At 38.0% G+C, this 23287-nt stretch carries 19 protein-coding genes; 7 read left to right on the top strand and 12 right to left on the bottom strand.

Annotated elements, in window-relative coordinates; genetic code table 11:
• Positions 1 to 6: 6 nt before the first annotated feature.
• The 7 genes from BUC06_RS09095 to BUC06_RS09125 form a co-directional block, all read right to left on the bottom strand.
• Positions 7 to 1257 carry a restriction endonuclease subunit S gene (locus tag BUC06_RS09095; protein WP_073332790.1) on the bottom strand — a complete coding sequence of 417 codons (1251 nt, stop codon included), beginning with the start codon at positions 1255 to 1257 and terminating at the stop codon, positions 7 to 9.
• A complete protein-coding gene (locus tag BUC06_RS09100) occupies positions 1251 to 3623 on the bottom strand; it encodes a type I restriction-modification system subunit M (protein ID WP_394363679.1) in 2373 nt (790 codons plus the stop codon). The genes BUC06_RS09095 and BUC06_RS09100 overlap by 7 nt, the downstream gene beginning before the upstream one ends.
• A gap of 269 nt (positions 3624 to 3892) precedes the next feature.
• Complete coding sequence (gene mnmE, locus BUC06_RS09105; RefSeq protein WP_073332797.1) at positions 3893 to 5278, bottom strand: tRNA uridine-5-carboxymethylaminomethyl(34) synthesis GTPase MnmE; 1386 nt, start codon at positions 5276 to 5278, stop codon at positions 3893 to 3895.
• A gap of 284 nt (positions 5279 to 5562) precedes the next feature.
• Positions 5563 to 6141, bottom strand: a complete 579-nt coding sequence (locus tag BUC06_RS09110; RefSeq protein WP_073332800.1) for an NAD(P)H-dependent oxidoreductase — start codon at positions 6139 to 6141, stop codon at positions 5563 to 5565.
• The gene (locus BUC06_RS09115; protein ID WP_073332803.1) at positions 6138 to 7163 is read right to left on the bottom strand and encodes a saccharopine dehydrogenase; all 1026 of its coding nucleotides are present in this window, start codon (positions 7161 to 7163) and stop codon (positions 6138 to 6140) included. Before BUC06_RS09115 ends, BUC06_RS09110 begins: the two co-directional genes overlap by 4 nt.
• 111 nt (positions 7164 to 7274) lie before the next feature.
• Positions 7275 to 7841: a Crp/Fnr family transcriptional regulator gene (locus BUC06_RS09120; protein WP_073332806.1), complete on the bottom strand. Its 567-nt coding sequence runs from the start codon at positions 7839 to 7841 to the stop codon at positions 7275 to 7277.
• Between the two features lie 460 nt (positions 7842 to 8301).
• Positions 8302 to 10071 (bottom strand): aminopeptidase P family protein, encoded by a 1770-nt coding sequence (locus tag BUC06_RS09125; protein WP_073333312.1) that lies wholly within the window; start codon positions 10069 to 10071, stop codon positions 8302 to 8304.
• 461 nt (positions 10072 to 10532) lie between these two features.
• Here BUC06_RS09125 and BUC06_RS09130 point away from each other — a divergent pair, with 461 nt between their 5' ends.
• The 6 genes from BUC06_RS09130 to BUC06_RS09155 all read left to right on the top strand — a co-directional run bounded on the left by BUC06_RS09130 (position 10533) and on the right by BUC06_RS09155 (position 15298).
• Entirely contained in the window at positions 10533 to 10970 is a 438-nt protein-coding gene (locus BUC06_RS09130; RefSeq protein WP_073332808.1) for a DUF6526 family protein, read from the top strand.
• 21 nt (positions 10971 to 10991) lie between these two features.
• Complete coding sequence (locus BUC06_RS09135) at positions 10992 to 11159, top strand: phosphatidate cytidylyltransferase (protein WP_073332811.1); 168 nt, start codon at positions 10992 to 10994, stop codon at positions 11157 to 11159.
• A gap of 9 nt (positions 11160 to 11168) precedes the next feature.
• Positions 11169 to 12275, top strand: a complete 1107-nt coding sequence (locus BUC06_RS09140) for a DNA topoisomerase IB (RefSeq protein WP_073332813.1) — start codon at positions 11169 to 11171, stop codon at positions 12273 to 12275.
• Positions 12276 to 12729: 454 nt separating this feature from the next.
• Entirely contained in the window at positions 12730 to 14355 is a 1626-nt protein-coding gene (pruA, locus tag BUC06_RS09145; RefSeq protein ID WP_073332816.1) for an L-glutamate gamma-semialdehyde dehydrogenase, read from the top strand.
• Between the two features lie 295 nt (positions 14356 to 14650).
• The gene (locus tag BUC06_RS09150) at positions 14651 to 14860 is read left to right on the top strand and encodes a hypothetical protein (RefSeq protein ID WP_073332818.1); all 210 of its coding nucleotides are present in this window, start codon (positions 14651 to 14653) and stop codon (positions 14858 to 14860) included.
• A gap of 228 nt (positions 14861 to 15088) precedes the next feature.
• Positions 15089 to 15298 carry a hypothetical protein gene (locus BUC06_RS09155; RefSeq protein WP_073332821.1) on the top strand — a complete coding sequence of 70 codons (210 nt, stop codon included), beginning with the start codon at positions 15089 to 15091 and terminating at the stop codon, positions 15296 to 15298.
• Positions 15299 to 15406: 108 nt separating this feature from the next.
• On the opposite strand, the gene BUC06_RS09160 is transcribed toward BUC06_RS09155, so the two are convergent.
• Both BUC06_RS09160 and BUC06_RS09165 read right to left on the bottom strand, forming a co-directional pair.
• Positions 15407 to 16300, bottom strand: a complete 894-nt coding sequence (locus BUC06_RS09160) for a hypothetical protein (RefSeq protein ID WP_073332823.1) — start codon at positions 16298 to 16300, stop codon at positions 15407 to 15409.
• Positions 16301 to 16565: 265 nt separating this feature from the next.
• Complete coding sequence (locus BUC06_RS09165; RefSeq protein ID WP_167367411.1) at positions 16566 to 18191, bottom strand: tetratricopeptide repeat protein; 1626 nt, start codon at positions 18189 to 18191, stop codon at positions 16566 to 16568.
• A gap of 289 nt (positions 18192 to 18480) precedes the next feature.
• On the opposite strand from BUC06_RS09165, the gene BUC06_RS09170 reads away from it, so the two are divergent.
• Entirely contained in the window at positions 18481 to 19641 is a 1161-nt protein-coding gene (locus BUC06_RS09170; RefSeq protein WP_073332827.1) for a thioredoxin family protein, read from the top strand.
• A 68-nt stretch (positions 19642 to 19709) separates the two neighbouring features.
• On the opposite strand, the gene BUC06_RS09175 is transcribed toward BUC06_RS09170, so the two are convergent.
• From BUC06_RS09175 to BUC06_RS09185, 3 genes are all read right to left on the bottom strand, one after another.
• The gene (locus tag BUC06_RS09175) at positions 19710 to 20447 is read right to left on the bottom strand and encodes a hypothetical protein (protein WP_123879298.1); all 738 of its coding nucleotides are present in this window, start codon (positions 20445 to 20447) and stop codon (positions 19710 to 19712) included.
• A 103-nt stretch (positions 20448 to 20550) separates the two neighbouring features.
• Positions 20551 to 21291: a hypothetical protein gene (locus BUC06_RS09180; RefSeq protein WP_167367412.1), complete on the bottom strand. Its 741-nt coding sequence runs from the start codon at positions 21289 to 21291 to the stop codon at positions 20551 to 20553.
• A 442-nt stretch (positions 21292 to 21733) separates the two neighbouring features.
• Positions 21734 to 23158 (bottom strand): autotransporter outer membrane beta-barrel domain-containing protein, encoded by a 1425-nt coding sequence (locus tag BUC06_RS09185; RefSeq protein WP_073332833.1) that lies wholly within the window; start codon positions 23156 to 23158, stop codon positions 21734 to 21736.
• Positions 23159 to 23287: the final 129 nt, after the last annotated feature.

Genomic DNA, 23287 nt, shown 5'->3' on the forward strand with positions numbered 1-23287 from the left:
TTTATTTTACACCAACCTCACTCTCCCCGTCAACAATTCCTGCATCATCCCTTGTTTTACCTTTCTTGCTTTGCCCAGTTGCACTTCCAAAGCTTCCAGCTCTGCATCCATATCCGATAATATAGTGGCGATGCGGATTTGCTCGGTGAGGGATGGTAATGGAATTTCTGTATTTCTGAATTCTGACATTCCCACCAAGTTTTTCATTGCTCCTCCTTGAGTGTCATCAATAATTTTTGATTGTATTGTATCATATTGAAATATATGTCCAAAATACCCGAAATCAATGATTGTAGAATTAAGCCTTATAATCAAAAGAGCCTGATTAATAATACCTTTTTGAAATATTTGCGGTATCCTAAATAGCTTTCCAATAGTGCCTGAACAACTAAGAATAAAATCATTAGCCTTAATTTCAAATCTTCCTAATTCTTTAAACTTAGCAGTATCAACAAAATACTTTCCTAGGTGGACTGATTTATAGATTGCATTTTTTTGTTCATAAACCTTATATCCGTTTTTGACAAAAAAGTCCTTCTTCAAAGCACCGCCAAATGGACCTCTAATCAATCCTCCATCTATAGTTACCTCCCCCAACTTTTTCACTTCCCAATCCTCCTTAGGTGTCAACAATTCCTGCATTGCTCCTTGTTTGATGAGTCGTTTTTTGGCAATGAGTTGCTCCAAGCTTTCTATCCACGCATCGGCATCACTCAAGGCTTCCGCTATCGCTTCTTGTTCGGGTAAGGGAGGACAAACGAAATTAAAGTTGACAAAATCTTTTTGATAGAGATGTGTTATAGTAGAACCAGCAGTAATCTTGAGAAGAAAGTCGTCAAAATAAAATGACATTAAAACATAATAGAAAAACCTATTGCTAATACTATTAGATTTAGGTCTTACAACAAAAACTCCACTGTTTAAAGTTGTCGGTTTGGGTAAAAAATCAACATAAGCTATTTTTCCTATTGTCCCGTCTTTTGTAACAAGAACATCACCGTTTTTAAGTTGAATGTTTCTATCTTGGTCAAATCGCATTTTTTCTACAAATACGCAATTATTCCAATCAATATATCCACCTTTAAAATCAGTTCCTGTAACTAATCCATAATTACCGTTATCAAGATATTCTGCCGTTGTTAAACCTTGCCATCCTATTCTTGCTTTTAAAGTAAAATTTTTCTCTAAGTTTATTACATCCCAATCCTCTGGCAACAAACCAATCTCCGTCTGCTTCATCACACTTTCCTTTACCATACCAATCCCATTTTTTGCAGGTGAGTTAATACCTTTTGCGAAGCTTCCGCTGTTTGGTTTTCCAAAGTTGGCAAAGCCTGTTGGTAGCGGTCTGCCAGTTCCTTAATGCGTTGCGTAAGGTTTTGGCTCAGCTTTTCCTGTTCGCTTTGCAATGCCTGTTGCAATACGGGCGTCCATTTGTGGTTAATCACCATATCTTTTATTTCGGCTTCGGTTAATAAAGGATATTGCGCCACCACTTTTACTTCCAAATTCTCTTTTGCAATTTTTATCAGTTTGGTAATGCCACCCAAAGCTTCCTGCGTATCAATATAGTTTTTGATGTATTTCAATTCTTCCTTAGAGGCATTATCGGCTTTACGTTCTTTGTAAAAGTCTTTTACATTTTTAAGATTGAGTTTTTCCAAATCACTGAAAATGCCTTCCTCTCCGCTGTTTTCCTCTTCTATTTCCGCAAGGGCTTCCTGCGTAAGGTTCAGTTGATTTTCTAAATCCTGCAAACTGTCATTTTGTTCCTTGAAGAAATAATGTATCATCATTTCCGGCGTTACCATTCTGCCTTCAATACCCGCCAAACCTGCAATCTCTTTATCCTGTGCAGTTTTACCGTCTTTTCCTTTTTTCCCTTTGATGACCAATCGGGTGTATTCGTTTGCTGCCTTCCAGCCGTCTAAAGCAATGGAATAAAAATCGTCCTGCATCACTTCGTTCCAGTACTGCATCAGGTGTTGGTACATCGCATAACGGTTCACCAAGGCATTGTTTTCAAAATGGCTCAGAATGGTTTGTGCCGATGTTTCTATCGCTTCTTTTACGGCAAAACCTTTATCTAAAGCATTCCACTCCGTTTGTTGTTCGTGCAACCATTTATCAAAAGCGGTGTGCATTTTTGTATTAAAGGCTACAAATTCAGGGTGGTTGAAAATGGTGGTTTTAATGGTTTCCGCAGGTACTTTTAATTCAAAATAACCTGCTCTTACCGGATTGAACAAATCGGCTTTCAACGAAGGGAATAAATCCCAATACGCCTGCAAACCCTCCACATCTTTCTGTGGAATGCCGCCTTGCAAATGCCCCGCCAAATCCTGAATATCTTCGGCTTCCTGCGTATCGATATACCGCGGAATGTTGAGGTTGTAATCGTTTTTAGGGTCGGCAATTTCTGTCATCGACACCATTCGACTAAACTTTGGTACTTCGGCAAAAGCATCAAACACATCCGTTATCTTGCGGATGTCCTGCTCCCGTAATCGGTTTTTGTTGCCGTCTTTCACAAAGCCCTTGCTCGCATCAATCATAAACAATCCTTTGCGGTGTTCGGCATTTTCTTTGTCCAACACAATAATACAAGCCGGAATGCCCGTACCGTAAAACAGGTTGGCAGGCAAACCGATAATGGCTTTTATATAGCCTTTCTTTAAAATATTTTTACGGATTTCACCTTCAGCATTCCCACGGAACAAAACACCGTGAGGCAATACCACCGCTCCTTTTCCATTGGCTTTTAAAGATTGTAAAATATGCAGAAGGAAAGCATAATCACCATTCTTCTCCGGCGGTACGCCTAAAGCAAAACGGTTGTGTTCATCGCTGTCCACATTTACGCCATTGCTCCAACTTTTCAACGAAAAAGGCGGATTGGCAACAACGTAATCAAACTTTTTGAGTGAGCCATTTTCTTCTTTGTAAAACGGACGACTCAAAGTATTATCTGCAATAATGGTGGCGGTTTCGGCACCGTGCAGAATCATATTCATATGCGCTAAGTTGGCAGTGGTGGTTTCCTTTTCCTGTCCGTAAAGGTCAATATTTTTGCCCGCTTCATTCATCACTTTCAATAAAAGTGAACCGGAACCACAGGTTGGGTCATAAGCCATTGTCTGGTGCGACGAATTGTTTTGGTTTATGCCAATCACTTTTGCTAATACTCTCGAAACCTCGGCAGGCGTATAAAACTGTCCTTTCGACTTTCCGCTTTCGGTAGCAAAATGGCGCATCAAGTATTCGTAAGCATCGCCCAGAATATCATCGCCTTCAGCAGAATTACCGGAGAAATCCAGACTCGGATCGTTGAAAATACGTACCAAGTTAGAAACCGTATCGACCAAATCTTTTCCCTTGCCTAATTTACTTTCGTCATTAAAATCAGGAAATTCATTCAGCTTATTCGCTTCCTTTATGGGATTCAAAATTTGCTTGTTAATTTTATCACCAATTTCAGCGTTTCCAATCAAATCTACCATATCATCAAAAGATGCGCCTTCGGGAACGGTAATTGCTCCAAACGGGTCACCTTTGTATTTGTCTGAAATGTACTTTACAAACAACATCGTAAGTACGTAATCTTTATATTGAGAGGCGTCCATTCCGCCACGTAATTCATCGCAACTCGCCCATAATGAGCTATATAGTTCTGATTTTTTAATTGCCATTTTTGAAATTTGAAAAAGTATTGCAAAATACGAAATTTATAAAGTCTTTTTTAAGCAAAACAGTAAATAAAAAAAGGTATATTAAAAAGAAAAGACTCCGATAACAATGTTATCGGAGTCTTAAAAATATTTCAAAAAATGATCATAAACACCTTATGATTTTAAGTTATAGAACTAAAATATGGAGTGCGGAAATTTGCCACCTACTTTCCGATACAAAACTTAGAAAAAATATTCCCCAGCACCTCATCATTCGTTACTTCACCGGAAATTTCTCCAAGATGTTCCAAAGCATTTCTCAGCTCGTAGGCCAGCAATTCTGTAGAGATCCGGAAAGAAATGGCTTCTTTCACTTTATGGGTGGCGTCCAAGGACTTTCGGAGAGCTTCAAAGTGTCTTTGATTCGTAATAACGACGTTATTTTCCTGAGATTTTAATTGTTCAACGTAAGAAGACAATTCGTTTTTAAGATCCTGGATATTTTGGTTTTCTACGGCAGATATTCTGATAAAATCAAAATCCTGGGCGATTTCATTTCTGAAAATATCTTCTACCGCTTCATATTTAGGAGGCAGTACTTCGTCAATTTTTGTAGCACAGATGATGAGTTTCAGATCATCTCTCTGCAGAGATTTTATCATTTCGATATCTTCTGAATAATCTTCTGTAGCGGCATCTGCAAGGTAAACCAGAATATTAGCATTTTCTACCTTTTCTTTGGCTTTTTTCACACCGATGGCTTCAATTTCATCAACCGTATCACGCAGTCCTGCCGTATCAATCAGACGGAAGGCATGACCTTTAATATGCAAGATCTCTTCAATCGTATCTCTTGTGGTTCCGGCAATATTACTGACGATAGCTCTCTCCTCTTTCAATAAGGCATTTAACAGCGTTGATTTTCCTGCATTCGGCTTTCCGATGATGGCCACCGCAGTTCCGTTTTTAATGGCATTTCCGTATTGGAAACTATCGATAAGAGAGTCTAATTTTAATTCAATTTTATCCAATAACCCGTTAAGCGCTGACCGGTCTGCAAACTCCACATCTTCCTCTGCAAAATCCAGTTCAAGTTCGATCAGGGAAACGAAATTCAGAAGATCCGTTCTCAAGACCGATATTTCATTGGTAATTCCTCCTTTCAGCTGATTGATCGCTACTTTCCGGGACGCTTCATTTTCAGAGGCAATCACGTCTGCGATAGCTTCCGCCTGCGAAAGGTCTATTCTTCCGTTAATGAATGCACGAAGGGTAAATTCACCCGCTTTCGCCATTCTTGCCCCGTTTTGGGTCAAAGTTTCCAGAATACGTTTTCCGATATGCGGGGAGCCGTGAAAAGCGATTTCCACAGAATTTTCTGTAGTAAAGCTTTTCGGAGCCAGGAAAATAGAAATCATCACCTCATCAATCGCTTCTTCCCCATCCATAAAATAACCGTAATGAATGGTATGAGACTTTTGCTTTTCCAGATTTTTACCCGGAAAACTTTTCTGGACAACCTTTAAAGAATCGTCTCCTGAAACTCTGATAATCCCTAAAGCTCCTACTCCATTGGCCGTAGCCAGTGCGCAAATCGTATCCTTATTCATTTTGCAAATTTAAGGTTTTTCATGCTAATGTGTGACAGCGTTTTTTATACAGATTGTCTATGGCTTTGATTGGAGCTTTTGGGATTTTTATCCATTATCAGATTCCCTGTTGTCAATGACTAAAGTTTTATCATATTACAACTCTTAAGCAATACGATCAATTAATGACCATCTGTGATTTTTAAAAGTGCTATTCGTATTTAAAAGCTGTTGGAAATTAAATTCACCTTCACGGCCAATTTATTATGAGATCGCTTCGGCACTTCGTTCCCCGCAATAACAATTTACTGTTGTCTTCTGCCGAGTTCTCTCACTTTTTGAAGCCATTTCACACGCTGTACATCCGTAGAATTTCTTATAATTCCGATATAAGTTACTTTCACCGGTGTTACACCACAAAATTCCAGCGTTGATTTTTTCAGCTGATTCACACTTGGTCTTCCATAAAGAAGCCAATAATACCATCCCGGCTGATCCAGTGTCGTGATGATATGGCCTGTTTTCCCTTTCAGCAGTTTATCCCACCAAACCGAATTTTCTCTATACTGGTAAGCAAATCCCGGAAGGAAGAGCCGGTCTATAAAACCTTTCATCAATGCAGGTAAACCGCCCCACCATACCGGATGAATCCATACCAGATGATCTGCCCACTGTATAATCTCCCAGGCTTTCAGCAAATCAGGTTCCAACTCCATTCTTTTCTGGTATCCGAAATGAAGAATAGGATCAAAGTTGAGTTCAGCGATGGTAATAACTTTTACTTCAGCTCCCGAATTTCTGGCTCCTTCCTGATAAGCTTCTGCTATTCCAAAATTAAAAGAATCTCTATTCGGATGCCCGTTGATAATGGCTATTTTTTTCATGATACAGATTGTATGTTGATGGTTTCATAGGCTTTAAGCTTGTCCATCAATATTGATGGCTGATGCAACTGATGACTGAAATACACTTTGTTTTCATGGGGACTCATAAGCAGCTCTTCTGTATGCAACACCGCAGAAAGTGCGGTTAATTCTGCCTGTCCTTTTGTGCTCTGCAGACTTAACTTTCTTACTTCATTATTACTCTTGACAACGATTTCAAAGACACTTTGGTCCCCCTTTCCACTTGATCCGAAAATCATTCGCCTTTCCTTTAATGACAAAATATTGAAAAGTCTTATTTTTTGAAAGGCTCCCAAAAGCCACGTGATAAACTTTGAATTGTAAGTCATCTTCACACTCACATTAGGGACGTTTTCAATCTGATTTAAAATATATAAATCCGGTACATCAAAGTTATAGGCTTCTCTGGTCCCAATGCCAAAAGAAAAATTAAAGTTTTCAGAATCTAAAAAATGTTTGATCGGAACCTGTCGGTTATTTTGATACCTGATAAACGGCTTTGCCACATTTTCAGCCATAAAATGAGCGGAACTTTCACCGGCAAGATCTTTCACCGAATAATACACAAAAAGTTTCACTTCCTGAATGTCGGCAGCCTTATCTGCAATGGTTTTAGCAAGCCCGTTCACAATGCCTCCCATCCATCCGGAACTGAATACAATCCTGCTCTGTACGTCTCTGTTTTTGGCAATGCTGTATGCTCTCACAAGGTCAGGAGTAGGTTTGGTGATATCCAGATAATCGATTTTATTTTCGATGGCAAACCGGAGAACATGATCTTCTTTATCATTGACCGAAAGAATGATCAGATCTATTTTATTTTCCTTAATAATGTGAAAGGTTTCCGGATGAGTCACATCAATTTTCAGATCACTTCCTGTATTTTTACCTTTTCTCCCTCCAACGAAAACAGACAGATGAGGATTTCTTGATTTTAAAATTCTGATCATCGTTTTTCCTATCAGACCGTTTCCTCCAATAACTAGAATATTATGCTCCATATATTTTTTTTTACAAAATTATAAAGCTACCTATCCAGGCTATAGGACAAATGTCCAAAAAACAATCCCTTTCCAGTTATATTTTATGATTACAAATGATGTCAATTTTATTTACAGCGTAACTTCCTTTCTGATCCGGCTAAGGTGTCGCTGGGTAATTCCCAGATAAGAAGCTAAATATTGCAGCGGAATTTTCTGAACATAATCCGGCTGATTCCCGAGCAGATATGCATAACGCTGAGCGGCACTATCCCTCTGAAGCTGGAAAAACCGCTCCTCAAGCTCAAGATATTCCTGCTCCGCGATCATCTTCAAAAATTTTGTCCAGTTGAGATCCATTTTTATAAACTGATCGATGGCATCTTTCTTTAAAACCATAAGATGGGCATCAGTAATAGCCTGCATATTTTCTCTGCTGGGAGAATCTGAAATAAATGACGAGTAGCTGGCCATCAGCTGATTGGGAAATCTGAAACAGTAGGTCATATCTTTTCCCTCATCTGAAATATAATAGGAACGAAAAATGCCGGATACTATAAATGCTATTTCCCTGCATCGGTCACCTTCCTGTACAAAAAATTCATTTTTATGTACTTTTCTGACTTCAAAAAGCTGCAGGAAATCACTGATCTCATTTTCTGAGAATACATTAAAACTGCGGAAAAAATCTTCTACCATGTTTTCAAATTATAATTCAGGAAGGTGATAAAGCCTACCGCGGGATGTTGATCGCGAAATTAAACAAATCATAGAGTATTTCAAAAATTAAGTGTCCCGAACGGTTCAAAAGATCTTAATGTCTGGTTTTTGATAAAAAAATAAAACCATTTCATGACGAAATGGTCTTACTGCTTTGAATTTACTAAGTGTATGAAGATATGAATGATGTCTTGTTACTGATGCAAAGATAGACCACCTGGTATTTGTTTTTGTCAGGGGAATCCCTAGAATTATATCCGTGAAAATACGGTTGTTTGGATAAAAAAGCCCCGCAGAGACATCCGCAGGGCTTCAAGAATTTATCTAACAATTATTAATGTTCAGTATATAAAATTCAATGGTTAAGGATTAATATTTTGAAAGTTCAAAACTGACTATTTTCCATTCACCATCAACTGTTATTCACATTTTAGGATGATTAAAGAGGGCTTACCAATTCCAGGAACCATTCTTTAACTTCTCCTTCAAGATAAGGGCCTATTTTTTCTTCACATGTTCTGTGATAATCATTCAACCAGGTAATTTCTTCTTGTGAAAGGATTTCTTTTACAATGGTATCTTTAAAGAACGGGCAGAATGTAAGGGTTTCAAATTCATAGAACGTTCCGTGAATTGTTTTTTCGGCTTCTTTTACCGCAATCAGGTTTTCATGTCTGATTCCATATTCTCCTTCAAGATAGTATCCCGGTTCATTGGAACAAACCATTCCAGGAAGAAGATCCTGAGGATTCATGTCTTTTCTGATGTTCTGAGGTCCTTCATGGACATTCATGAAACTTCCGACTCCATGTCCTGTTCCGTGGTTGAAATCTTTCCCTTCCATCCAGAGCGGAAGTCTTGCAATGGCATCCAGATGAACGCCTTTTGTTCCTTTCGGGAATTTAACCATTGATAAACGGATCAATCCCTGCAATACCAATGTAGAATTTCTTTTGAACTCATCAGAAACCGCACCTAAAGAAAGAGTTCTTGTAATATCCGTAGTTCCTTCCAGATACTGTCCTCCTGAATCTACCAGAATACTTGCATCATTGGTAACCTCTTTGCTTCCTTCACTTTTTGCAGAATAATGCATGATGGCACCATTATCTTTATAGCCAACAATACTGCCGAAGCTTTCTCCCACGAAATTGTCTCCTTCTGCACGGAAACCTCTCAGTTTTTCGCCGATAGAATATTCATTCATGGCTTCTTTTCCTGCATTATGGGTAAGCCAGTAAAGGAATTTCACCATGGCTACTCCATCTCTTACCATCACTTTTCTGAATCCTTCCAGTTCGGTTTCGTTTTTCTGAGCTTTCATCAGATTACCCGGAACCGGAGCTTTTGTAAACTTGTTGTCTGCTTGTAAGGTTTCAAAAATCATCTGGTTACTGTTCGGAGAAACCAGTATATTTTCATTTTTAAATGCTTTCAGGTAATGGTAAAACTCTTCATAAGGCATCATTTTTACAAAAGATTCATCCATCTGCTTTCTTGCCTCCACTTCAAGTTTCTCCAGATCTGTGAACAGGACTGCATCATTTTTTGTAATAACGATATATCCTAAAAATACAGGATTGCTTTGTACATCACTTCCTCTTAAGTTGGAGGTCCATGCTACATCATCCAGACTTGAAATAATATGAACGGTAGTTCCCTGATCTTCCATTTTCTGACGGATCGCCCCCAATTTGTCCGTAACTGATTTTCCAGCTCTTTCTACAGGATGTACAAAAATCGGATTTTTTGAAGGGGTTCCTCTGTCTTTCCAGATTTCCTTTAATAGAGGAAGATCTGTTAAACTTATATTTTTTGACTGCAGTTTTTGCGAAAGCAGTTCCCAATTGGCATTTGAAGTGGCTACGGCATTAACGGCTACTTTTCCGTTTTCAGGTGTTTCAGAAATAATCCAGTCTATATAATTGGGAGTTCCTTCCATTCCGTCTTTGAAAAGATCAATTCCGGAATTTTCCAGTTCAATGGCAGCCTGCGTAAAATACCTTCCATCAGTCCAAAGTCCAGCTTTGTCTTTGGTAATGACCACAAAACCGGCAGAACCCAGGAATCCTGACAACCATGATCTTTCCTGCCATTCTTCAGGCAGATATTCGCTCATATGCGGATCTGCGGAATATACTATAAATGCATCAACATTATTTTTATGCATCTCTTCACGAAGTGCAACAACTTTTTCCTTTGAAGTCATTCTTTTTTCTTTTTTAAACACCGAAAGTTACGAAAAAATTGAGGTTTAAAAATGAAATCTCAGGTCAATTTTCACTAATGATTGGTTATTCTTTCTTCATCAATGGATTTGATCTGTTACGTTTTTGAGAATTAGCTGTTGAGAAAATTGTAGATTTTTCTTGGTTCAAAACCTATTAAAACCTGTGTTTTTTAAAGATAAATATGAATATTTTTAAAATACTACTCCTCTCCATTTACAGCATAAATAGGTATAATTGCAATTATTTCTTTTTTTTAAGAACCATCAAAAACGGATAATCATTTTGAAATAAATAATCCTGTTAAATAAAGAATTACATATTTTATGATTCGTTAAGAATAATCAGCAACATTGAATCTATTATACATTTACATACCACAAAAACAACATAATTGCTAAACATATAAAATTTTGGAAAGATAATTGCTACTATTCATCGTATGAGAGAGCAGAATTATAAAAATCACAGGAAATTTTATCCCCCACATCATTTCATTTACCTTCCGCTATTAATTGCGTTGGAAATTTATGGAATTTATAAAATCCGGAATGATCCTGAACACCAATTAACGTGGACATTGTTTTCAATCGTGATATTTCTGCTTTTCTACCTGGCTTTTATGACAAGACAGCATTACGCACTGGGACTTCAAAACCGAATGGTGATGCTTGAATTCAAACAACGTTATTTTGAGATTTTCGGAAAGCGATCTGATGAAGTGGCAGATCAGCTGAGATTTGACCAGATTGCTGCACTAAGGTTCGCCTATGATGATGAGTTCAAAGAACTTCTGAACAAAGCCATTAAAGAAAATATGTCAGGCGATGAGATCAAACGATCGATCAAAACCTGGAAAGCCGATAACCAAAGAGTTTAACAACACAAAAATATTTATATCATGAGAAAATTGACTTTATTCAGTTTGGCGATATTCACTATGTTGACACTAACAAGTTGTGAAGCAATAGAAACTATTTTTAAGGCAGGAATGTGGTGGGGAATTATCCTGGTCGTTGCGGTGGTAGTAGTCCTCTTTCTGATCTTTTCTCGGGGTAAAAACTCTTAACCATTTTCTATGGAGAAGAATACAGATCTGGAAATCATTTCTCACCTGAAGCCTTCAAAAATTATCAAGATCATGAAGGATCCTGAAGCCTCCGCAAAGGCGGTACATCTTGTATATACCTCCGATGCGGAAACGGCCGGGATTACCCGTAAGAAAACAGGAAAAAAGTATTCTTACTACAAAAACGGCGAAAAGCTTAAGGACAAAGAAGAAATTACCCGGATCAATAAGCTGGTCATCCCTCCAGCATGGGAAAATGTATGGATATGCGCGCTAGATAATGGTCATCTTCAGGCCACAGGTTTTGATGTGAAAAGCCGAAAGCAGTACCGCTATCACCCATTGTGGAGTGCTTTAAGAAATCATACTAAATTTTACAGAATGCTTCAGTTCGGGTATGCACTGCCTGATATCAGACTTCATGTGGAGCAGGATCTTGCCATAAGAAATTTCGAGAAGAGAAAAATATTGGCATTAATTGTCAGTTTGATGCAGCGTACAAATATTCGTATTGGTAACAATGCGTATGAGAAACTGTACGGATCTTTTGGCCTTACCACTTTAAAGGATAAACATGTAAAAATTAACGGGCAAAAGATTTCTTTTTCATTTAAAGGAAAGAAGGGCGTTATGCACAATATCAACCTTAAAAGCAGAAGACTTTCAAGGCTTGTCCAGAAGTGTAAAGATATTCCGGGAAAGGAGCTATTCCAGTATTTTGATGATGAAGGAAACCGCCATTCGGTAGACTCAGGAATGGTGAATGAATATATCAAAGAAATAAGCGGTGAAGATTTTACGGCTAAAGATTTCAGAACCTGGTCCGGAACCGTGAGTGCACTTATTGCTTTTAAGGAAATAGGCTATGCAGAAAACGATTCACAGTATAAAAAGAAAGTGAAAGAAGCTCTTGAGATTGTAGCCGAACATCTTGGAAATACCAGCACGGTCTGCAGGAAATACTATGTACACCCTCTGGTAATCAATCTCTACGAAAATAATACGATCAAAAAATACTTTGATGAATTGGAACAGATCGAGGAGAACGATGGAAAGGCCAGCCTTACACAGGAGGAAAAGCTGGTGCTGAAGATTCTTGAAAACGAGAAAATGTAGGATAGAATGAAGATAGAAGTTATTAGATTCTCTCTATAATTTTTCAGTTTTGATTGATCTGTAACCACATTTCAGTATTCATTTAAAATGGCATATTGAACAATTTTGACAATCAGTACTTCCTACATCCATCCTCCAGTTTCCTATTTAAACCGAAATCCTGTTCTTGAAAAAAGGCGTCCTATAATCTTTAGGCGTAATCCGTACGGCATTACCTGCCACTATGTTCAAAGAAATCGAAGTTGAAAACCCACTAGATGGGACGGCCTCCTGAATTCATTATTTTATTCTGGAGAAAAGCAGTAAACTTCACTGCTTTTTTCATAGGTAAAGTTTTTAAGAACCAATTTATGTTAAATAATAGGATGAAGTATTTGAAGAAATTGTTCCTTTCAAAATGAAAACGTAAATTTGTATACCAACCTATTTATAATTTAAAATAATACAACATAGTATGTCAAAAGCAATTTCGCAAGTACCATTTGCAGTCAATGAACCGGTAAATTCTTATGTACCGGGATCTCCTGAAGTTAAAAGCCTTATCGCCACTTACAAAAAGATGTGGGCTGAGAAGATAGAAATTCCTATGTTCATCAACGGAAAGGAGGTGAAAACTGACGAAAAAGTTCAGCTTCAGTCTCCTCAGGATCATGCTCATGATTTCGGGTTTTACTACAAGGGTACGATGCAGCATGTAGATGACGCCATCAACGCGGCATTAGCAGCTAAAAAAGAATGGAACGAACTGGGCTGGGAACACCGTGCAGCTATTTTCTTAAAGGCGGCCGATCTTTTGGCTGGACCTTACAGAGACGTGATCAACGCAGCAACGATGATCGGACAGTCTAAAAACGTACACCAGGCTGAGATCGATGCAGCGTGTGAATTTATCGATTTCTTAAGATTCAACGTAGAATTCATGACTGAAATGTATTCTGAGCAGCCGGTTTCTGATGCGGGAATCTGGAACCGTGTAGAGTACAGACCATTGGAAGGATTCTGTTTTGCGGTAACTCCATTTAACTTTACAGCGATTTCCGGAAACTTACCAACGTGTATGGCAATGCTAGGAAATGTAGTGGTTTGGAAGCCTTCTGACAAGCAGGTTTATTCTGCAAAAGTAATCATGGATGTATTAATCGAAGCGGGTCTGCCTGCAGGAGTAATCAACATGGTTTTCACAGACGGAAAAGAAACTGCTGAGAAAGTATTGGCACATCCTGATTTTGCAGGTCTTCACTTTACAGGGTCTACGAAAGTATTCCAGGGAATGTGGAAAATGATCGGTGACAATATCCATAACTACAGAACATACCCAAGAATTGTTGGGGAAACAGGAGGTAAAGATTTCGTTATTGCTCACCCTTCTTCTAATGTAGAAGCGGTAGCTACTGCTTTGGTAAGAGGTTCTTTTGAATACCAGGGACAGAAATGTTCTGCGGCTTCAAGAGCTTACGTTCCTAAATCTCTTTGGGCTGATGTGAAAAAAGTAATGGAAGCTCAGATCAAATCTATTAAAGTAGGTTCTCCGGAGGATCCATCTAATTTCGTTAATGCGGTAATCGATAAAAATTCTTTCGAAAAATGTAAAGGGTATATCGACAGAGCGACTGCTTCCGGTGAGGCTGAAATCGCTATCGGTGGAAAATTTGACGATTCTAAAGGATGGTTTGTACATCCAACAGTTATTGAAACTACCAATCCTCATTACGAAAGTATGGTAGAAGAGATCTTCGGACCTATCCTATCTGTTTATGTATATGAAGATCAGGACTGGAAAGAAACGTTAAAATTAGTTGATTCTACGTCTCCATATTCATTGACAGGTTCTGTATTCGCACAAGACCGTTATGCTATCAATGAAGCTTTCAAAGCTTTAGAAAATGCTTCAGGAAACTTCTACATCAATGACAAACCTACTGGTGCCGTTGTTGGACAGCAGCCTTTCGGTGGTGGTAGAGCTTCAGGAACCAATGACAAAGCTGGTTCTAAAATGAACTTACTAAGATGGACGTCTGTAAGAAGCGTAAAAGAAACATTTGTTTCTCCAAAAGACTATAAATACCCATATCTGGGATAAGAAATATACGATATGAATTGTTCGTTATGATCAGTACGAACAATGAATAATCACAGAGGCCACGGAATTTTTATTCCGTGGCCTTTTTTATAAATCGTTCACAACAAGCAGTGAATCATCATGACTATTATTTAAACTGTGGAATAGAACTCCCTAATCCATGAAACCTCCTACCAATCATCTGGCACCTCCCTCTAACACCTTTTAACAAACTTTACCTATCTTTTAATATTTTACACTACTACTTAGGAATAGTTATTGAACATTTATTCATAACACTAAAAAATAAAATAGTATGAAAAAGTTATTGTTAGCAGCTGTAGGTTTAGGATTAGTCGTTGTGAGCTGCGGAACCAAAGAATCTTCAATGTCATCAAGCAGTAATGATTCTACGGCAACAGTTACTACCAAAATGGTAGCACAGGTAGCGACAGATTCATCAAAGATGGCGGTAACAGACAGTGTGGGAGTAGATTCGGTTGCTGCTCCACGTCCGGCTAAATAGAAACAGATTCCGATCTTAAAAATGGAAAATCTGCAGATGAAAGTTCTGCAGATTTTTTTGACGATGCAAAGAAAAAGGTTGAATTTCAAAAATTTGGATTAACAAGATGATTTCATTTTCCTTAGTATTACATTAAAAATAATTTTATCTTATAATATAGGAGAAAATTTCATAAAACTGTCAATATTTCTCTATATTTGATCATATTAAACATTAAAATTAATTATTATGAAAAAATTATGGATCGGAGCTGTTCTTGGAGTTATGATTTTAGGAAGCTGTGCCCAGAACAAAGAGAAAAGAGAAGAATTCAAAAATGAGCATGATAAAGACTCTCTAAGAAATCATATGGGAGATTCTGCTGTGGCCAATTCTGAACCTGCTCCTGCTTCTCATGATACTGTAAAAGTAAAATCAGACAGTCTCAAGACTAAATAAAATAACAAATCCGCAGCCATAGCTGCGGATTTGCACTTAAAAAAACTTGACTGAAAAAAACCGGGCAATCAACCCCGATTGTATTATAAAATCTTTGCTCCTACCGGGCTATTCACCCAGATAGATAAAGGTATTGACTACCAGATAAGCAGACCTGTTATCCATTGTTGCTCCCACTCCTCCTGTAGGAATTGTGGCAATTCCTGACAATGAATGGATGTGGGCACCGGAAATAGCGGTACTCCCCATCATTCCGACTCCTCCCCAAGAGGACGAATCACTGTTCCCCTGATAATGACCTGAACCATTATTTCCTACATTTGTTCCTCCCAAAAGGAAACCTCCCTCATCTGAAGTATGGATATGTGCTCCCGCACTTTCCGCCGTTCCGCTTACCACTCCTATCAGATTAATGTCCGGAAGATTCGAACGGGTAATCGTCATGTTATTATTTCCGCCCTGACTTCCCAGTAGTTCGGCACCATTTCGTGTTTTCAGAATCCTATCTGATGCGTCGGGAAGACGTGTCGTAAATCCTAAGCCAGCCGCAGACGTCTGTGCAGATGATGGAAGAGAGGAAACTGACCTTCCATTAAGCAAATACCATCCGTTATGATCTGAAGGCTGCATAGAGTTTTTAATATCTCCTGCAGACTGGGGATTCAGTTTTCTGGGGTCCCCGGGCAGCATTCTCTGCCACATTTTACCATCATAATAATAAAGTCCGGCGGCGGTAATATTAGCCGTTTTGCTGCTGGATATTCTTACCGGTGCCGAAGCATAAATAATAGTACCTGCATGACTCTCTGTGTACTGGGAATCACCTGCCTTGATTTCTTCCCCTGAAAGCCTCGGGGGCAGCACCCCCTCAGCTGTGGATCCGTCGGTTCTTTTTGCGACGATGTCCAGACTCGCAATTGGCGTTGGTGTATTGATTCCTATCTGGCCAAAGGCAGCATTAGAAAAAACGGAGGCCAACACGACCGTAAAAGTTGTCTTCATGTGTTTAATTTACTAGTTTAAAGTTTTCATGGTTTGTGTAAAATAATTGGCAGACATTTTACACCGTCTAGTAATTTTTAGTTTTAGTTTTGATCGCTGCTCTGCTTTACAAAGAATAAAAGATTAAAAAAGTGAGTGACAAACTGCAGTAGACTCATTCCCGTAAAGCTGCGCAAAGATATCGATGTGAATGTCTTACGTAAAACAATAGGTTATCAGTTTTCATGAAAATGAAAAGACAGAATTCATAAAAACAGCCTTCTTCTTAATTGTTTTCAGGAAAATGAACATTTTTATCTGATTGATTTTCAGCATCCAGGTACTTAATATATGCTGAGGGAGAAAAATCTGTTACGGCTTTAAAAACCGAAGCAAATTTACTGTGAGAAGAAAAACCACATTCGTCTGCAAGGATGCTGATCTTATATTGCCTGTACTTTTCGTCATTGATCAGTTTATCAATGATATAATTGATCCTTAAACGATTGACATAGGTTTTAACGTCAGCATTTTTATGCTGGTTAATGACGTAGGACAAATATTTTGTATTGGTATTAAGCTCTGCAGCAAGAAAAGATAACGACATATTCTTGTTGTTATAAAGGTCCCCTTTTTCAAATTCCTCAAGAAGTTCGAGGAGTTTAGACTCGGTTTCGGACGTCATGAGAGATTCATTCCTCTTTTTGTCGGATACTCCTGCTCTGTCATCTACTTCCTCTACAGAAATGTTTGAAAAATCGGTATTTTCTGTTTTTAAAGGTAAAGATTCACTTCGGGAACTGATCATTTGCAGCTGCGTTCTTATAATATTCCTGAATTTAGAGCGCTGTTTTTTCTGTTTTACTTTAAAAAAAGCAACAATCCCGATGAGTAAAATAAGCAATAAGATAATAGCCGTGTTTTTTACAAGACTGATTTGTGTACTTTTTTGATTGAGTTTTCCTACATTTTCCGGAGCTATCACTGCAAATTCACGATTCCTGGCGGTAAGGCTGTCGTATGCTTTTACATATTTTACGGCATAAAGGGAAGCTTTATAATTATCTCCCGTTCCTTCATAATAATCATTGATATTGGAATATACTGCTTTTTTGAGCTTAAGACTTCGAGAGCTGTCCGCTATATTCTCTGCTTTTTTAAGATAGATTTCAGCATCTTCCCAGTTTTTCTGTTTCAGACGGATACCGCCCAGGCCATTATAAACCAGGCCAAGGACACAACACTTTTCTTTAAGCATGGATTCTGCTTTCCGGTAATAGTTTTCTGAAACAGCATAATCTTTAAGTCTAAAATAGATATCACCAAGGATCTGGTAAGAAGCAGCTACAGCTCTGTCATGCTCCTTTATGGTATCTTTTCCGAAAGAGTTCAGTGAGGATTCTATGTATTTTACGGCATCTGTATAACTTCCCTGCTCCATTTCGTAATAAGCCATTTCCTGATTCAGCAGTCCGAGTATTTCACCTCGTGTTTGAGAGTCAGTGATGAGTTTTGAGCTTTCTATACCCTGTAATGTATATTTTTTTGATCTTTCATGAAGGCCTACCAGACGGTATTCTTTAGCCAGAAACTCATTGACCCTCGAAAGCCATTCCGCATCGTCAATCTGATTTAATAAGGAATGCGCATTTTCTGCATAACAAATAGATTTTTTGAATTCACCGGCAGAATGATAGAGATCGGCAGAAAGTAAAAGACTTTTGACTTTATCCAAAGGAGCTTCCGCAGACCTATACAGAGAATCTGCTATTTTCAGCGCCTTCGGAATATCTTTCGGAACAGTCTGAACGGACGTCCTTTCACAGATCTGATCGAAGCCATATTTTTTCTGAGCCAAAATGGGGACAGCAGTAATGAACAAAAACAAAAGTTTCAGCATACTTTTAGACATAAAAAAATAAATTATTATTTTGATTTTATAATAATTCATCATTTTCATGGGGTGTCTTTTTGTTTTTTCCAAAGTTACTACTATTTTATATTTTATTAAAATATTCTACTATTATTTAATTTTTTTAACTAAAAAACTAATTATTATTTATTTTAATAATATAAAATTCATAGTTTTCACATTAAATAGATTTATTATCTGTCAAAAATAAAATATCCGTAACTATTTTCTATTTGCTGCGACTGATATGCTTACATAATTATTACATTTGTAATCAATAAAAAGTTTTATGAAAAAATTAACCCTATTTTCTTCTTTATTTATAGGAGCTCTTGCATTGGCACAGGGAATTAAATTTGAAGACAGTAATTTTGCAACGATACTTGCGAAAGCGAAAAAAGAGAATAAACTTATATTTGTAGATGCCTATGCATCATGGTGCGGACCTTGTAAACTGATGGTGAAAAATATATTTCCATTGCAGACTGTCGGAGATTTTTACAATTCCCATTTCGTGAATGCCAAAATAGATATGGAAAAGGGAGAAGGTGTAGGACTGGCCAAGAAATATAATGTAAAAGCATTTCCTACGTATCTTTTCATCAATGGTGACGGAGAAGAAGTGCACAGAACATTAGGCTACGTAGAGGAAAAAGATTTCATTCAGTTTGCTAAAGATGCCGAAGATCCCAATAAAAGACTGACTGCCTTAAAGCAAAAATTTGAAAACGGAGAAAAAGACCCTGAATTCTTAAAAAATCTTGCAGGCCTTACCATTTATAATGATTCTGAGTTGGCAGGAAAGGTGTTAGACCGATATTTCCAGCAGAAAACAAGTCTTGATCAGGAAGATGTACAAATGCTTCTTTCAGGAACTCAGAGTACGGAAAGCCCTCTGTACAAAATCTTTCAGTCAAAAAAAGCAGAGATCATCAAAATTTTCCCGGAAGATAAGTATGCAAAATTCGATAAGAATATCAAACTGAATACTGTTCTTAAAAAGGCTTACAATGCAGACACAAAAACCTGGAATGACAATTATTTCCTTACAGAAAGCCAAAAATTCCTGACTAAAGATGAGTCTGAAAAAATCTTAAAAAGAGCAAAAGCCAACAGAGCTTTAAAGAATAAAGATATTCCTACCTATGAGAAGCTAACCCTGGAATTGTATAAAGATTATTCTGCCATGAGTTCTGAAGAATTAAACTCTTTAGCATGGGATTTTTTTGAAAATGTAAGCAGCAAAACATCTCTGGAAAAAGCGGTAGCATGGGCTCAGGAATCTGTAAAGAAAAATGAGAACTATGCCAATACCGATACGCTAGCTAATCTTTACAACAAGATTGGAGATAAAAAGAATGCAAAGATGTGGGCTGAAAAATCTGTTCAGCTTGCTAAAAGTACAGGTGAGGATTCTACAGATACAGAGAAATTATTGAAGAGTCTTTAATTTAACGCTTCAATCACAAAAAAACCGCAGAATGATTCTGCGGTTTTTTTGTGAAATCTATTTGAGGATTATCGTAATCGTTTTAAAGACATCTGAGTAACCGGACCTGATCCTGTAGATCCACTGCTAAGATACTTAATCGTAGTAGCCGCTCCACTAGGCGCAATTCTAAACGAGTAAGTACTGGAAGCTACCATAGGAATGGAAGTAAGTAATGTATAAGTCTGCAGACTACCTGTTGGAGCAGTAAAATAATCGTTGACACGTGCCACCCAATTATTCGTAGTATCATTCCAGATTCCAACAACCGGAACGGTTCCGCTATCAGTAGATAACTGAGCATTGATAGTCACCTGATACACTCCATCTGCAGGTATTGTAAATGAATTAGCGGAAGCATTCCCGAAATAGCGACTTTCATTGTCTATGATTTCATTGGTCAGGTTACCGATAAGAAATGTTGCATTCGAGGCAGCAGGTACGGTATAATCAGCAGTCAGCTGTACAACGATTTCCTGAGCCACGATAAATTGTCCGTTCACGACAATTACTGTTCCTGTAGCATTAGGAACACCGGCAAGATTTTCCCAGGTAGGTGCTGCACCCGGTCCGTTAGATTTTAAAACCTGTCCTGCCGTTCCGGCAGAACCTGCAGTTCTGGCGTCTCCTCCTACGTTGAGCTCATTTGTAATTTGTAACGAACCGTTAACATGCAATCTTTTTTGAGGCGTCGCGGTATTAATTCCTACCTGTGAATAGGCCAATACGGGAAGTAGTACTACCCCTAAAATTAAATTCTTTTTCATCATTGTGTTTTTAATTAATTTGATCCCTGTAGATCTTTATTTTGTAACCGCTTTCGAAAATAATAATCAAAGCATTTGTCTTTTGTTAAAACTCTCTTATCTGTTACTTTAAACGTTTAACAGACATCTGAGTAATGGGTCCGGACCCTGTAGATCCGGTACTGATATACTTTACGACGGTAGTATTAACGGTATTGGCAATCCTAAATGAATACGTGTTGGAAGCGGCCATCGGAATGGAGGTAAGCAATGTATAGGTCTGCAAACTTCCTGTGGGAGCAGTAAAGTAATCATTAACTCTTGCTACCCATTTACTTGTGGTATCATTCCAGATCCCTATGACGGGACTCGTTCCATTATCGGTAGATATTTGTGCGTTGATATGTACCTGATAGACTCCATCTGCTGATACCGTAAATGAATTGGCAGTCCCAGTTCCGGAATAGCGATTTTCGTTATCGATAATCTCGTTAGTCAGGTTTCCGATAGGATCAGTTGTATTGATTGGGCTGATTTTCGAATAATCAGCAGTGAGCTGTACCACTATTTCCTGTGCAACTATAAATTGCCCGTTCACGACAATCACTGTTCCGGTAGCATTGGGAACGCCAGCAAGGTTTCCCCAGGTAGGTGCTACACCGGGACCATTGGATTTTAAAACCTGTCCTGCTATTCCTGCACTCCCGGCAGTTTTAGCGTCTCCCCCTATATTTAATTCATTGGTGATCTGTAGTGAACCATTAACATGAAGATTCTTTTGTGGTGTTGGGGTACTAATTCCTACTTGGGAATAGGCGAATACAGGAAGTACTAATACTCCTAAAATTAAATTTTTTTTCATCATTGTGTTTTTATTTGATCAATCACCTATACGGATCAAGACTGTGCAAATATTTTCAAAAAGAAGACCAAACTGTATCGATTTTTTTCTATAAAAAATACAACAAACTCATTTGCAATAGTTTAATAATAAAATAAATACATTATCAATCTTTCATTGTAAATTTCAACCTCTGTATCTTCATAGAATGGCTGCAGGCTATAAAATTCAGGTCAGATTCTTATCAGAAAACAGGCTATATATGCCATTATCATGTATGCAGTACAAAAGTATTAAAAATAACCTATCCCTAACTATACATAAAAGAACTTAAAATATCAGTAATCACAGGAGAAATATTTGCATTTTAGTAATAAAAGCCATTAAAGTAAAAAAATGAAATCCGCACACTGTAGGCTGCGGATTTCATTTACTTAAATATAAAAAATGAATTATTTACTATTTTTTAGTTATTATACACCAACACCTGCATTTTGGTAAGCATGGCTTCTGTATCACCGTTATATCCAGCATATGTGTTAGGATCAACATTAACAGTAGCACTTCCAGACCAAGCAGAATACTGTATTTTAAAGGTATAGGTACCGGCGGGAAGTGTAACAGATTTTAAAAATGTTACGGGAATTGGGATATCTTGCAATCCACCTCCTCCAGCAGGACCGTACTTAGCGGCATAGGCAGAAGAAATTTTAACATTGTTCTGAAGAAGATTAAATGTTCCCTGCGAAGTGATACCATTAGGAAACTGGGTAGCATATCCTAATACAGTAAATAAGAAAGTCTGGGTTTTTCCGGCAGGAACCGTCAACGTAATGGTTACTCCCGGAACATCCGCAGTAGTACCTGAAGCAACCGTTAAAGCTGTTGTTCCCTGTACATAATTGGCTGAAGCAATAGTTCCGCTTACCGTATTCAAAGATTGCCATGAGGGTGCTGCACCTGCCCCGGAAGAGGTAAGGACCTGCCCTGTAGTGCCTGCAGAACCAGCGGCTGTAGCACTTCCGCCTACGTTAATCTCATTCACAACCTGCAAAGATCCGTTGACATGCAAGCTTTTCTGCGGGGTTATCGTTCTTATTCCTACAGCTCCACTATTAATGTTAGTTAAATACATAAGCTCATTAAGAGGTTTTCCTACACTAAATGAAAGATATCGATTTCCTAGTCCACTGATTGTTCCTGTAGAAACATCTCCAAAATTAATACGGGCGACAGATCCCGGGTCTGCAGTGGAAGCAGTTCTCATATTAATTCCAAAATTATCGATTCGGTTGCCATAAGAAAAACCGTCCTGACCTATGTTAATATCAAATGCATCATTTGTAGCAGCAACTGTTGCAGCAGCATTCAGAAACTGGCTTCCTTCTACATGTAGTTTTTTTGTAGGCGCATTGGATCCAATTCCTATTCTGCCATTGGCACCATCTACAGATAGAGTACTATTGGCTACAGAAAAACCATTAACAATACCTGATGCAAAAGCTAATGTATTAGCTCCCTGAGTTACCGTTCTGTTACCTGTAAGAGTCCCATTTGTATTATAAATATTGAGTGGTGGACTTATTTTCACCCAGTTGGAACCATTATAATAGTAATACCCTACTGCATCAATATTTACAGCAGTTCCCGCTTGTGTACCGGTAGCAATGCTGTTTACATACACCAAAGTAGATGTCGGAACCCCTGTCATACTTTGAGCTCTTTGTCTGTCAACTCTTGGAATCAGCATACCATCAACATTGGTGGTAGTACCTGTAGGATCTTTAGCGATTACATCTAAGGTTGCAGAAGGCATAACGGTATTGATACCAACTTGTGCATAACCCAGTAAGGGAAAGAAAAAAATCACTGGTAATAAATTAATTTTCATTTTGTTAAAATTTAAAGTTAATATTTTTAAAATCAAAAAATTACAATACTTTATAGTATAAATTTAATGAAAAAAAAGCAAAACATTTAAATTATTTTCTTTTTACCAAATTAATTTAAAGACTATCCA

This window comes from Chryseobacterium carnipullorum (genome assembly GCF_900142785.1).
Lineage (GTDB): Bacteria > Bacteroidota > Bacteroidia > Flavobacteriales > Weeksellaceae > Chryseobacterium > Chryseobacterium carnipullorum.

Bases quoted from the DNA above. Each gene is read 5' to 3' on its own strand.
- BUC06_RS09120 (WP_073332806.1), bottom strand. From the start codon at position 7,841: ATGGTAGAAGATTTTTTCCGCAGTTTTAATGTATTCTCAGAAAATGAG.
- BUC06_RS09185 (WP_073332833.1), bottom strand. From the start codon at position 23,158: ATGAAAATTAATTTATTACCAGTGATTTTTTTCTTTCCCTTACTGGGT.
- BUC06_RS09150 (WP_073332818.1), top strand. From the start codon at position 14,651: ATGAAAAAGTTATTGTTAGCAGCTGTAGGTTTAGGATTAGTCGTTGTG.
- BUC06_RS09160 (WP_073332823.1), bottom strand. From the start codon at position 16,300: ATGAAGACAACTTTTACGGTCGTGTTGGCCTCCGTTTTTTCTAATGCT.
- BUC06_RS09165 (WP_167367411.1), bottom strand. From the start codon at position 18,191: ATGTCTAAAAGTATGCTGAAACTTTTGTTTTTGTTCATTACTGCTGTC.
- BUC06_RS09125 (WP_073333312.1), bottom strand. From the start codon at position 10,071: ATGACTTCAAAGGAAAAAGTTGTTGCACTTCGTGAAGAGATGCATAAA.
- BUC06_RS09095 (WP_073332790.1), bottom strand. From the start codon at position 1,257: ATGGTAAAGGAAAGTGTGATGAAGCAGACGGAGATTGGTTTGTTGCCA.
- BUC06_RS09180 (WP_167367412.1), bottom strand. From the start codon at position 21,291: ATGATGAAAAAAAATTTAATTTTAGGAGTATTAGTACTTCCTGTATTC.
- BUC06_RS09175 (WP_123879298.1), bottom strand. From the start codon at position 20,447: ATGAAAAAGAATTTAATTTTAGGGGTAGTACTACTTCCCGTATTGGCC.
- BUC06_RS09115 (WP_073332803.1), bottom strand. From the start codon at position 7,163: ATGGAGCATAATATTCTAGTTATTGGAGGAAACGGTCTGATAGGAAAA.
- BUC06_RS09130 (WP_073332808.1), top strand. From the start codon at position 10,533: ATGAGAGAGCAGAATTATAAAAATCACAGGAAATTTTATCCCCCACAT.
- BUC06_RS09100 (WP_394363679.1), bottom strand. From the start codon at position 3,623: ATGGACGCCTCTCAATATAAAGATTACGTACTTACGATGTTGTTTGTA.
- BUC06_RS09155 (WP_073332821.1), top strand. From the start codon at position 15,089: ATGAAAAAATTATGGATCGGAGCTGTTCTTGGAGTTATGATTTTAGGA.
- BUC06_RS09170 (WP_073332827.1), top strand. From the start codon at position 18,481: ATGAAAAAATTAACCCTATTTTCTTCTTTATTTATAGGAGCTCTTGCA.
- mnmE (WP_073332797.1), bottom strand. From the start codon at position 5,278: ATGAATAAGGATACGATTTGCGCACTGGCTACGGCCAATGGAGTAGGA.
- BUC06_RS09110 (WP_073332800.1), bottom strand. From the start codon at position 6,141: ATGAAAAAAATAGCCATTATCAACGGGCATCCGAATAGAGATTCTTTT.
- pruA (WP_073332816.1), top strand. From the start codon at position 12,730: ATGTCAAAAGCAATTTCGCAAGTACCATTTGCAGTCAATGAACCGGTA.
- BUC06_RS09140 (WP_073332813.1), top strand. From the start codon at position 11,169: ATGGAGAAGAATACAGATCTGGAAATCATTTCTCACCTGAAGCCTTCA.
- BUC06_RS09135 (WP_073332811.1), top strand. From the start codon at position 10,992: ATGAGAAAATTGACTTTATTCAGTTTGGCGATATTCACTATGTTGACA.